The sequence below is a fragment of the Achromobacter sp. NCFB-sbj8-Ac1-l genome, from assembly GCF_052695805.1.
Genome location: NZ_CP199812.1, coordinates 2845261 through 2857144, shown reverse-complemented (window position 1 = coordinate 2857144; position 11884 = coordinate 2845261). Strand labels below are relative to the sequence as shown.

The 11884-nt window shown below is 67.3% G+C and carries 10 protein-coding genes; 2 read left to right on the top strand and 8 right to left on the bottom strand.

All coding sequences use genetic code 11. The features are described from left to right. Positions 1-1089, top strand: a complete 1089-nt coding sequence (locus tag ACUDP5_RS13140; protein ID WP_445658945.1) for a sn-glycerol-3-phosphate import ATP-binding protein UgpC — start codon at positions 1-3, stop codon at positions 1087-1089. 76 nt (positions 1090-1165) lie between these two features. Here the strand turns inward: ACUDP5_RS13140 and ACUDP5_RS13135 are convergent, their stop codons facing one another. From ACUDP5_RS13135 to ACUDP5_RS13115, 5 genes are all read right to left on the bottom strand, one after another. Next, a complete protein-coding gene (locus ACUDP5_RS13135) occupies positions 1166-2062 on the bottom strand; it encodes a MipA/OmpV family protein (RefSeq protein WP_263913462.1) in 897 nt (298 codons plus the stop codon). A gap of 64 nt (positions 2063-2126) precedes the next feature. Continuing rightward, positions 2127-3233, bottom strand: a complete 1107-nt coding sequence (locus ACUDP5_RS13130; protein WP_263913463.1) for a serine hydrolase domain-containing protein — start codon at positions 3231-3233, stop codon at positions 2127-2129. Positions 3234-3350: 117 nt separating this feature from the next. After that, positions 3351-4643 carry an ATP-binding protein gene (locus tag ACUDP5_RS13125; protein ID WP_445658944.1) on the bottom strand — a complete coding sequence of 431 codons (1293 nt, stop codon included), beginning with the start codon at positions 4641-4643 and terminating at the stop codon, positions 3351-3353. Beyond that, on the bottom strand, positions 4636-5337 hold the full coding sequence (locus ACUDP5_RS13120; protein WP_263913465.1) for a response regulator: 702 nt from the start codon (positions 5335-5337) through the stop codon (positions 4636-4638). The genes ACUDP5_RS13125 and ACUDP5_RS13120 overlap by 8 nt, the downstream gene beginning before the upstream one ends. 210 nt (positions 5338-5547) lie before the next feature. After that, positions 5548-6675 carry a branched-chain amino acid ABC transporter substrate-binding protein gene (locus ACUDP5_RS13115; RefSeq protein ID WP_263913466.1) on the bottom strand — a complete coding sequence of 376 codons (1128 nt, stop codon included), beginning with the start codon at positions 6673-6675 and terminating at the stop codon, positions 5548-5550. A 280-nt stretch (positions 6676-6955) separates the two neighbouring features. On the opposite strand from ACUDP5_RS13115, the gene ACUDP5_RS13110 reads away from it, so the two are divergent. Continuing rightward, entirely contained in the window at positions 6956-7561 is a 606-nt protein-coding gene (locus ACUDP5_RS13110; RefSeq protein WP_263913467.1) for an RBBP9/YdeN family alpha/beta hydrolase, read from the top strand. Between the two features lie 13 nt (positions 7562-7574). On the opposite strand, the gene ACUDP5_RS13105 is transcribed toward ACUDP5_RS13110, so the two are convergent. The 3 genes from ACUDP5_RS13105 to ACUDP5_RS13095 form a co-directional block, all read right to left on the bottom strand. Further along, on the bottom strand, positions 7575-8738 hold the full coding sequence (locus ACUDP5_RS13105) for a pectate lyase family protein (protein WP_445659160.1): 1164 nt from the start codon (positions 8736-8738) through the stop codon (positions 7575-7577). Between the two features lie 85 nt (positions 8739-8823). Continuing rightward, a complete protein-coding gene (locus ACUDP5_RS13100; RefSeq protein ID WP_445658943.1) occupies positions 8824-10755 on the bottom strand; it encodes a Vi polysaccharide transport protein VexE in 1932 nt (643 codons plus the stop codon). Then, positions 10748-11779, bottom strand: a complete 1032-nt coding sequence (locus ACUDP5_RS13095) for a sugar ABC transporter (RefSeq protein ID WP_263913508.1) — start codon at positions 11777-11779, stop codon at positions 10748-10750. The genes ACUDP5_RS13100 and ACUDP5_RS13095 overlap by 8 nt, the downstream gene beginning before the upstream one ends. Positions 11780-11884 lie beyond the last annotated feature (105 nt).

The window sequence follows — 11884 nt, the reverse complement described above, 5'->3', positions numbered from 1 at the left end:
ATGGCTACTCTCAGCTTTCGCAACGTAAAGAAAACCTACGCCGGCAACGTGCCGGTCATCCATGGCATCGACATGGATGTGAAAGACGGCGAATTCATCGTCATCGTCGGCCCGTCCGGCTGCGGCAAGTCCACGCTGATGCGCATGGTCGCCGGCCTGGAAACCGTGACCAGCGGCGAGATCGTGATCGACGACAAGGTCGTCAACACGCTGGAGCCGGCCGAACGCGACATCGCGATGGTGTTCCAGAACTACGCGCTCTACCCGCACATGACCGTGTTCGAGAACATGGCCTACGGCTTGAAGATCCGCAAGTTCTCCAAGGACGAAATCAAGAAGCGCGTCGACATCGCTGCGCAGATCCTGGAACTGGGCCATCTGCTGGACCGCCGTCCGCGCGCCCTGTCGGGCGGCCAGCGCCAGCGCGTGGCCATGGGCCGCGCCATCGTGCGCGAACCCAAGGTGTTCCTGTTCGACGAACCGCTGTCGAACCTGGACGCCAAGCTGCGCGTGGCGATGCGTCTTGAAATCATGAAGCTGCACCGCCGCCTGGGCACCACCAGCCTGTACGTCACGCACGACCAGGTCGAGGCCATGACGCTGGCGCACCGCATGATCGTCATGTACCAGGGCGTGCCCGAGCAGATCGGCACCCCCATGGAAGTGTTCGAAAAGCCCGCGTCCACCTTCGTGGCCGGCTTCATCGGCTCGCCGCCCATGAACCTGATGGAAGTGAACGTGGCCGGCGACGGCACGGTGCAGACCGCCGATGGCTCGGCGCTGGACATCTCGCCGCTGCAAGTGCCGTCGCAAGTGCGCGGCCGCAAGGTCATCATGGGCATGCGCCCCGAGCACATGCTGCTGAACACGCAGGGCGTGCCCGCCGAAGTCGAAATGGTCGAAACGCTGGGCTCCGAGCAACTGGTGCACTGCCGCTGCGGCAAGTCCACCCTGGTCGTGCGCTGCACCACCCGCCAATTGTCCGAGTCCTCGGCCAAGGTGGGCGACCGCGTCAACGTCGGCCCGGATGGCCGTCACCCGCTGCACTGGTTCGAGGCCGACTCCGGCCGCCGCGTGCAAGGGCTGTAAGTCCTTCCGGCGGGTGCCGGTGGCTTCGCGCCGCCGGGCCCGCGCCCCTTCCCCGCTCCAGGGAAGGCCTTCCCGCTCAGTACGTGTAAGTCACCGCCGTGCCGACCGAATACTGGTTGCGGTCCTTGACGATCGGGCTGTCGGCCGCATCGCCATACAGACGGCGCGCTTCGGCCATGACCGACCACGACCATTCCTTGCTGAGCGGCAGCGACCACGTGGCGCCCAGGCCCACGCTTTCCAGGCCGCCCTTGGGGTTGTAGCGGCGATAGCCCGATTTCTGCGACTGGCGATCGCTGACGCCATACCAGGTGCGCATGTAGTTGCCGTCGCCGAAGTTGCCGTTCAGCGCCAGCGACACCGAACCGGCAGAGCCTTCGTACACCGTGGTGCTGGCGCCCAGGTTGAACAGCGTGTAGGCGCTGCCCACATCGCGGTCGTCGCCCTTCTTGAAGGCGTGCGCCACGGTGGCCGACAGCGTCACCGGGCCGAGCGTGGTCTCGGCGTCCATGCCGATCTGCGCGCGGCTCTTGATGTCGCCCATGCCGCGCAGCTTGTCCGAGCCCTGGAAGCCCTTCTTGTGGTCTTTGCGGTCGGCGCTGGGCGCGACATAGAAGCGGAAGGTGCTGCTGAGCGCCTGCGTTTCCCACCCCAGGCCATGCGCGGTGTCCAGGAAAAAGCCGCCCGGGCTGCGGATGCCCAGGCCGAACACCGGCAAGGCCGCGCTTTCATTGCTGCCGCTGTAGCGCGGCGCGTAGCCTACGCCCAGCGTGCCGTAGAACTTCCATTCGTCGGCCGGCTTGTCGGTGCCGGTGGGCACGTCGATGCCGCGCGAACTGGCGCCGCGCGAACTGTAGACCGAGTTGTCGGCGACGCGTTCGCCTGCGGCCAACGACACGGCCGGCAGACAGGCCAGCAGACACCAGGCGCCGGCGCGGTGCGGCAACGAAGACAGAGCGGGATATCGCTTCATAAGTACTTCCAGGAAACGAGGTTGAGGGGAAACTCGGGGTGCGCCGCGACACCGCGACGCGGGGCTACTTTTGCGCAGGGCCGTGCTTGGCCTGCCGCATCAGGTTCATGGCCAGGATGGAGACCGATGCCACCAGCGGTTCGGCCGTGTCCGCATTGCTCATCACCAGCACGGCCAGCTTGTCGCGCGGCGCCAGCAGCCAGCGGGCATGGAAGGCTTCGGTGGCGCCGCTGTGCTCGCGCAGGGAATCGCCGGCGATGTCGTCCGGGTCGCACGGCGCGGCCAGCCAGGACAGCGACAGGCGGCACTCCAGCTCCATGCCGTGGGCCACCGTTTCCAGGTTCAGCACCGCATGGGCGGACTCGTCTTTCAGGACCCGGCGGCCCTTGTAGGTGCCGCCGGCGAACAACATGCTGGAAAAGCGCGCCATCTCGGCCGAGCTGGCCCACAGGCCCTCGGCCGCCTCGTTCGTCTGCGGCGCCTCGACCCACGGCACGCCACGGCGGTAGCCGGCTGCGCGCAGTTCGCGGGATTCGTCGTTTTCGATGACTTGCCGAAAGCCGGTGCGCGGGATGTTCAGCGGCTGCAGCAGCGTGCGCCGCACATAGGTGTCGAAGGGTTCGTCGGCCACGTGCGCGACCATGTCGCCCAGCAATGCGTAGCCCATGTCGGCGCGGGCCCGGCCCATGGTGTCTTCGAGCGTGTCCGGACGCAGCGCCAACAGGCGCCGGGCGGTGAAGGGGTACGTGCCCATCCAGTGCATGGCGGCGCGGCGGGGCTCGAATTCCCACTGCGGCAGCGACTGCGCAGCCGGGTTGTCCAGCGACAGGCGGCCGTCATCGGCGGCGCGCAGCACGCCGGCGGCCGTGACGACCTTGGAGATGGCGCCGACCCGGTAGAGCGTGTCACCGGTGGCGTTGCGATGGCGGGCCGTGTCGGCGTAGCCGAAACCGCTGCTCCAGACGATGCGCTGGTCGTCGACGATGGCGATCGACAGGCCTGGCACCCGCTGCGCGCCCATGTCGTAGGGGATGCGCTGCTTCAGGTACGCCACCACCGCCGGGTAGTCGCCCTTGGCGATGGCGGGCGGCGCGGCCGGGGGCATGCCCTGGCAACCGCCCACGGCGATCAGGAGCATGGCAACGGCAGCCAGGCGGGTAAGCGAAAACATGACGGGCAGCAATTCCTCTGGGGAGAACTGCCGTCATGCTAATCAGGGACGCCGCGCCGATCTTTCCCGCTTTGTAGGGAGTTTGTGAAGATTGGCCGGCCAGTTTGTGAAGTTTGTTTACGTCGCTTTCCAGCTGACGATGAAACGGGCGCCGCCCAGCGGGCTGTCGGCCGCCTCGGCGGTGCCGTTGTGCCAGCGGGCCACCCGGTTCACGATCGCCAGGCCCAGGCCGGTCCCGCCGGTGACGCGGTCGCGGCTTTCGTCCAGGCGGATGAAGGGTTCGAAAATGCGTTCGCGGTCCGCGGGCGGAATGCCGGGACCGTCATCGTCGACCATCAGCACGTATTCGCGCGGCGCGGGCGACACCAGGCTCACCTGCACCCGGCCGCCGGCATAGCGGATGGCGTTCAGCAGCAGGTTCAAGAGCGCGCGTGTCATGTAGCGCTGGTGCAGGTGCACTTCGCCCACCTGGCACAGCACGACTTCCAGCCGCACGCCGGACTGCCCGGCCTCGAAGCCGGCATGCTGCACCACCGAATCCAGCCAGCTGCGCGCATCCACCGCCTGCAGGGCCACGCCGTCGCTCTTGTGTTCCAGGCGGGCGTACATCAGCAGTTCGGACGCCATGCTGTCCAGTTCGGCGACGTCGCTTTTCATGTCGTCGATCAGGCGCTGGCGTTCGGTGGCGTCTTCGGTACGGCCGATCATGTCCAGCTCGAAGGTCAGACGCGCGATGGGCGTGCGCAGCTCGTGCGAGACCGCATTGGTGAGTTCGCGCTGGTTGCCGATCAGCGCGCCGATGCGCTCGGACATGAGGTTGAAGGTGTCGCCCAGGTTGCCGATGCTGGAATGGCGCGACAGGCGGGCGCGGGCCTGCAGGTCGCCCTGCCCCATGCGCAGCGCGGCGGTCTTCAGGGCTTCCAGGTCGCGCCAGATGGGCAGCGCCCACACCAGCATGAAGGCGCACAGCAGCAGGCCCAGCGCCGAATACACCGCTGCGATCACCCAGGGGCCGAACGACGGCTCGGGCGGCAGCTTCACTTCCAGCCACTGGTTGCCCGGGCCGGGAATGGCGGCCACGAAGGTCTGCAGCTTGTCGCGGATGAAGAAGTCGCCGCGGGCGGCAATGCGGCGCTCCTTGTCGCTGGCGTTGTAGTCCGAAGCGTTGAACACCCGCAGCGTCAGGCCGTAGTACGGCGCCAGATGCTGCTCGATGTAGGCCGCGCGGGCGCCCGGCTCGACCTTGGACAGTTCCTGCACCAGGCTGTGGATCTGGCCACGCACGGACTCGCGGGTGTAGGCGTCGCTGACCGGCTCGAACAGGTAGTTGGCGGATCGGTCCACGACTTCGTTGGAAATCACGAAGCCCACCGCCAGCACCACGAAGAGCCGCAGGACGAATTTAATCATCGCTGCCCTCGTGCGCCTTGGGCGAGAACAGATAGCCCTTGCCCCACACGGTCTTGATGCGCGCCGGATCGCGCGGGTCGTCGTCCAGCTTGCGCCGCAGCTTGCTGACGCAGACGTCGACGCTGCGGTCCAGGCCATTGAATTCGATGCCGCGCACGGCATTGAGCAGGTCGTCGCGCGTGAGCACCTGGCCGGCCTGGCTGGCCAGCGCCCAGAGCATCTCGAATTCCATGGTGGTCAGGTCGACCTCGACCCCGGCGTGGACCACCGCGCGGGTGCGCCGGTCGATGACCAGCGGGCCGAACTCCAGGCGCTCCGGCGGTTCCTCGAGCTGGCTGTGACGGCGCAGCAGCGCCCGGATGCGAGCCAGCAGTACGCGCGGCTCGACCGGCTTGATGACGTAGTCGTCGGCGCCGGACTCCAGGCCCAGGATCTGGTCCAGGTCGTCTTCGCGCGCCGTCAGCATCAGGATGGGCGCCGAGGAAAACGCGCGCAGGTCGCGGCAGACCTGCAGGCCGTCGCGCCCCGGCAGCATCAGGTCGAGAATGGTGATGGCCGGGTCGTGGCGGCGGAAAGCCTCTACCGCATGGTCGCCGCGGTAGGCCTGGGCGACATTGAACCCGTGTTGCTCCAGGAACTGTGCGATCAGGCGCGACAGCTTCGGATCGTCTTCGACTAGCAATGCCTTGGTCATGGTGTCCGGACAGAAAGTGAGGGGTCGATTTGGCCGCATTCTACGCAAAACCGCGCAAGGGGCGTTCGACCCGTGCAATATCGCGCCGGTTCCCCGCGGGTGGCGCGCACGAAAAAACCGGGCCGGAAGACAGCGCTTCCGGCCCGGTTCGGGGGGCAGGCAACGGGCGGGCGCCCCAGGGAATTCCCCCCGGCACGCCGCGCCGGCACCTTACTTGTAGACCGACTTGGAGCCGTCCTTGTGCCAGACGAAGACGTCGAACTGGAAGTTCGTCAGGTCGCCCTGCTTGTTCCAGGCCACCTTGCCGATCGGGGTGTCGAACGAGTTGGCGTGCAGGTACTTGGCGACCTTGGAGGGGTCTTCGCTGCCGGCGCCCTTGATGCCGTCGGCAATGACCTGGGTGGCCGTGTAGGCGGTCAGCTGGAACGCGCCGCTGGCGTTTCGCTTCTTGGCGGCAAAGGCCTTGACGATGTCGGCGTTGGCGGCGTTCTGGGTGAAGTCGGCCGGCAGCGTCAGCAGCATGCCTTCGACGGCATCGCTGGCGATGGCGTTGATGTCGGGGTTGCCGACGCCTTCGGGGCCCATCCACTTGGCCTTCACGCCCTGCTCGGCTGCCTGGCGCAGCAGCAGGCCCATTTCAGGGTGGTAGCCGCCGTAGTAGACGAAGTCCACGCCCTGGCTCTTGAGCTTGGTGATGACGGCGGAGTAGTCGCTGTCGCCGGCGTTGATGCCTTCGAAGATCGCGACGGGCACGCCGCCCTTTTCCAGGTCGTTCTTGACCGAGGTGGCGATGCCCTGGCCGTACGACTGCTTGTCGTGCAGCACGGCGGCCTTTTTCGGCTTGATCTTTTCCAGCACGAACTTGGCGGCGGCGGGGCCTTGCTGGTCATCGCGGCCGATGGTGCGGAAGATGAACTCGTAGTTCTTGCCGTCGGTCAGGGCCGGCGAGGTGGCCGAGGGCGTGACCATGACCACGCCTTCGTTGTTGTAGATGTCGGCAGCGGCGATGGTGGCGCCCGAGCACACGTGGCCCACGACGAAACCGATCTTGCTGTTGACCACGCGGTTGGCGGCGACCGGACCCTGCTTGGGTTCGCAGCCGTCGTCGATGACCACGGTTTCGAGCTTCTTGCCGTTGACGCCGCCGGCGGCGTTGATGCGTTCCACCGCGGTGTCGACGCCTTCGCGGACCATGTCGCCATATTGGGTGACCGCGCCGGTGGTGGGGCCTACCACGCCGATCTTGATGGTCTGCGCCTGCGCGGCTGCGCCAAACGTCAAACCGGCGGCGACGCCGAGCGCCGCGATGACCGGGGTCAGACGAAATACTTGCTTCATGAGTGGACTCCTCGAATGGCTTGTAGTCGTTGGTTTGTAAGCCGGGCGGACAGCCGGAAAAGTGTTGGTCACGCCCCGTTACTTTGCATAAGCACGGCAAGCATACACTGAAAAATAGCCCCTTTTGCAGGGGTTCCGGCCCGATTTGAGCGACGTTTCGTTATTGCAGTGCCGCATACAAAGCCGCCCCGGCGGGCTGCCGGCCTTATGCCTGCCACCGTATATGCAAAAGACGATTTATTCGTTTGCGTTACTAAGGCCGCGCGGCATCATGGCCGCCATGAGACTCCAACCGATCATCGTCCCCGGATGGAAAAACTCCGGACCCGAACACTGGCAATCGCGCTGGGCCGCCCTCTTGCCCCACGCGCAGCGAGTGCAGCAGCGCGACTGGGAAAACCCCGTCAGCGCGGAATGGATTTCCACCCTGGCGGCGCAAGTGGACAGCGCCCGCAGCCCGGTGCTGCTGATCGCCCACAGCCTGGGCTGCCTGATCAGCGCGGCGCTGCCGGTGCCGCTGCGCGCTAAGGTCGCCGGCGCGCTGCTGGTGGCGCCCGCCGATGTCGAGCGGCCGGACGCGCCCGAATGCCTGCGCGGCTTTGCGCCGGTGCCGCGGCAGTCGCTGCCGTTCCAGAGCGTGGTGGTGGCCAGCGACAACGACCCGTATTGTCGACTCGAACGCGCCCGCCGTTTTGCCGAAGACTGGGGCAGCCGCGTCGTGGTGATTCCCGGCGCCGGCCATCTCAATGCGGACAGCGGCCTGGGCGATTGGCCGCAAGGGCTCAAGCTCTTTGGCGCCCTGCGCCGGCGCGCCTCGTGGCGCGTATCGCCGCCGCCGGAACGCATTGCCCCGATTCTCGACCGGCCCTTGTCCCATCAGGCCTGAGACCGCATTGCGTTCATTTCGCGCAGCCAGCCCCCACTCGGGATGACGGCAGCGGCGTATCGCCGCTGGTGTTGCCCGCATGCTTGCGGATCGCCTCCGCCAATTCCGCCGACGGCTTCTCGTAGCCATAGCAGTAAGGCGGCGTCGGGGCCGCCTCGGGGCGGTAGTCCTGCAACACGGGTTTCGCGTCCCCCAGGTACAGGTTGTCCTTCAGCCGCAGGAACGCCTTGAAGTCGCGCGTATAGCCGTGCTGGGCCTTGCGTTCCTGGTAGGCGCCTTCGTCCGACGCGCCGTTGTCCAGCGCGCTGCGCCGGGCGGCCGTGGGGATATAGCGGCAGTAGTTCACCTTCACGCCTTCCACCGTCGGAAAGAATTCCGGCTCCACGCATTGGCGCTTGGCGTCGTTGTTGAAGATATTGCCTTCGACCAGCGCCTTCGCTTCCAGGCTGAAGCTCATGCCGTAGAAGTCCCAGTTTTCCAGCAGGTTGTTGAACAGGTGGAAGGTGCCGAACTGGCCACGGGGATTGCGCTGCACGGTGTTGAAAAAGTAATTGTGGTGCAGGGTCACGCGCGCGATGGAGTCCCGTTCGTAGTTGGCGAACAGGTCCTTGGACGTGATGTTGTTGAGCAGCATGACCTTGTTCGAATTGTGGAACTTCGTCCACGAGATCGTCACGTCGGTAGAGCCGTTCTTCACGTTGAGCAGCCGGTCGGACATGCGCGACAGGTCCATGTGGTCCACCCAGACATCGCGGCTGTCGTTGGCGATGTTCACGGCCTGGGTCAACCGGTTCAGGCGGCCATCGATGGTCAGATGCGTCAGGATGACGTTCTGGCTGCCATACACGCCCAGGCCGTCGTCGATCAGGGCCACGTGCTTGCCCCGGCCGTCGATGGTCGTGTTGGACGGCACGCGCAGCTGCGAGTCCAGCACGATCGTCATGTCCGACGCAAAGCGGATCCACGTGGGGCCCTTCTTGGCCTGCGCCAGCGCGGCGCGCAGCGTGCCTGGCCCGGAATCCTGGTCGGACGTGACCTCGATGAACCGCCCGCCCAGGCCGCCCGTGGCCTTGGCGCCATAGCCTTCGCGCTGCTGCAGCAGCGCGGAGACGAAGGGGCAGCGCTCATCCGGACTGGCGCAGGTCTCACTGGCGGCGGCCGCCCCGCCCACCAGCATGCCCAGGACAGGCAGCCAGGACAAGGCGCGCAGCAGCCTGCGAGCGGCCGGCCCATTCGTTGCTGATTTCATGGCAATGCACTCCTTAACGCTGCGCGGAACGATCCGCGGACTGTACGTGGCGCCAGATGCCGCCGCTCAGCCGCAGATTCTCCGGCGGGCCGGCCACATGGGCCCTGAGATGTTTGAAATAGGCCTCTTGCCAGCGCTGCGCATAGGCATCGGCGTCCTCGCCGGGGTTCACGGCAGGCAGCATTTCCAGCGTGTAGGCCACGCGGCCGTTTTCCCAGCGCGGCACGTAGAACACCGATGGCACGCCCTGGCGATGCGCCAGGTGGGCCGCGAAGCTGGAATAGGTCACCGACTGCCCTTCGAAGTCGGTGCGCGGCGCGGCGGGGTTGGCGGCGCCGTCCACCGCCAGGCACAGCACATTGCCCGATGCCAGCGCGCGCATGCAGGCCTTGGCCACCTGCGCTTCGGTCTGGTCGGCCGTGGAAATCAGGGCGGCGGCATAGCTGCTCTGGGCAATGCTGGGCGCGGTCGCCAGCCAGCGCGACGGAATGCCCAGCAGTTCCAGCGCCATCAGGCCGGCGTACATGGGGCCCACGTGCGCGGTGGCCACCACCACGCCCCGGCCGGTCGCCAGCAGCGGCGCGAAAAAGCGCTCGCCGGTGTCCAGCTCGCCCAGCATCTGCATGGCTTCTTCGACGCTGTCCTCGCGGCATTCGAGCCAGTCGAACAACAGGTGATCCACCAGATGGCCCCAGCGCGCGCGCCGCTCCCATTGCGCTCGGTCGGCCGTGGCGTCGCCGCGCAGCGACCAGGCCCAGTCCAGGCGGGCTTGGGGGATGGGCGCGGTATCCAGCTTCTGGTCCAGCTCATCCAGCGCTTGCTGGAACGTCGGCGGCAGCTTCTGGCCGCGTTGCGCCACATAGCGCTCGAACAAGGCTTCGGCCTGCGGCTTGCGGCCCGCCTGGGACAGCGCGCCGATGGCGGCGCGCTGCCAGAGCGTCTTGTCGGGGGATTTTTCGACCAGGCGCAGCAACTGGTCGGCGGCTTCGTCGTATTGCAGCGTGTAGCGCAGCGCGCGGGCGTACAGGCCCTGGGTCTGTTCCAGGTCCGGCGCCAAGTCCATGGCCTGGCGCAGCGGCGCCACGGCGTCCTTGTAGCGGCCGGCGCGCAGCAGGGTTTCGCCGTACAGGGTCAAGAGCCGCACATCGGCGGGTGCGGCCTGCAAGCCCGCCTCGAAGTGCGCCAGCGCATGGACCTTGCGGTCGTCTTCGGTGGCCCGGCGCAGGTGCGCCAGCCCCAGCGAGGCGCGCAGCGCCGCGGCATCGTGGCCGGCTTCCAGCGTCGCGCTGCCCAGCACAATCGCCGCCTCGACCCGCTCGTCGTCCAGCAGCGCGCGCACGGCCACCGTGGCCACGCGGGCGTTCGGCAGATCCGCCGCCTGCAAGGCAGTGGCAATACCGGCCGCTTCGGCGGTGTCGCCGTTGCGCGAATAGGCCAGCATCCACCAGTGCGCCTCGCCCGCGTCGGCGAGCGCCAGCGCGTGGGTCTGGCGCGCGACGTCGGCGGCCTGTTCGATCCGTCCGGCCTGCACGCGCAGCTGTATCCGTACGGCTTGCAGCGCCGCGGCATCAGGCGCGATGGCGGCGGCGGCGTCCGCCTGGGCAATGGCGCGGTCCCATTGCTGGGTGCGACCCAGCAGGCTGGCAAGCATGCGGCGGTCATCGGTGCGTACCGGGTAGGCGTCCACCAACTTTTCCAGCACGGCGATCGCCAATTCCAGGCGGCCGGCTCGCACCAGCGGCGACACCAGCAGGCGGCGCACGTCGCGCCAGCCGTCCTCGACCCGCGCCAGCGCGGGGCCGAGCGCGGCCAGGGCCGGCGCGGGGTCGTCCGCCTGCAATAGCTGCTGGATGACCTCCCGCAGGGGGCCGACGGCCTCGTGCGCCGCGGTGGCAGGCCTGGCCGCAGCCGCGGCGCCGGGGCGTTCCATTGTCGTATCAACCATGGCGCAATCCTCGTAGCAAGGCCATCGCCGCGCGCAGGACGAACATGAGCACGAAGCCCAGCGCCAGCGCCTGCAGCAGCAACACGGCCGTGCGCGGGCTGCTGGGCCGGTCCGTGGACACCGGCTGGGCGATGATGGACAGATAACGCTGCAAGCGCAGGGCGTCGGTCACGGCCTGCTGGTACGACTGCTGCGCCAGCGTCAGGTTCGAATCGGCGAAGGCTTGCGTATTGCGCAGCGCTTCGTACGACTTCAGTTGCTTGGCTTCCGTGTTGCCGTCGCCGCTCAGGCGCTGGCGCACGCTGGCAAGCCGCTTCTTCAGGGCCACGACCTGCATTTCGGCGGGTTTGAGCATGAAGTGGTCCTGGTTGTTCAGCGCGCGGATCTTGTCCAGGTTGATCTGGGCGCTGCTCAGTTCCCCTTCGAGCTGGCTGGACAGGTTCAGCAGCATGGCCACCGTGGCCGTCGGGTCGATGTTGCCGTGCGTGGTTCGCCATGCCGTCAGGGCTTCGCGGGCGGCCAGCGCCTTCTGTTCGGCCTGCCTCACCGACTCCTCGCTGACCTTCAGCTTGTCGGCCACGCCCTTTTCGTTCATGGAACTGACGAAGTCTTCCGCCAGGCCGATCAGGGCCTTGGACAGGGTTTCGGCGTCTTCGGGCGAATAGGCCCGCACGCGCAGCACGTCGATCTGTTCCAGCGCATTGAACGACACCTGGACCGCGGCCTGGTAGGCACGGTAGAGGTCATCTTCGCTCGAGTCCTCGGACAGATGGTGGGCGGGGTCCATGCCTGCATTCAAGAGGAAGCGGCGCAGGCCGACCTTCTTGTCCAGCTGCCGCATGCAGTCACGCGACTTCAGGAAATCACTGACCGCCCAGCCGTCCACGAAGCCGCCCAGCATGCCGCCCGAGTTGCCGGTGGTCAGCAGGCTGGCCGCCATGGCGCCCCCGCCCTGCTGGCCGGAGCCGGACTGCACGAAGAAGCGCGATTCCGCTTCATAGCGGGGCGTGGCGATCCACAGCACGTAGGCCAGGGCCAGGGCCACCGGGGCGATGACGATGACCACGTTGACCCAGCGGCGCCGGCGGCGCTCGGCCAGCGCCGCCTGCCGTTCGCGCCGCCGGCGTTC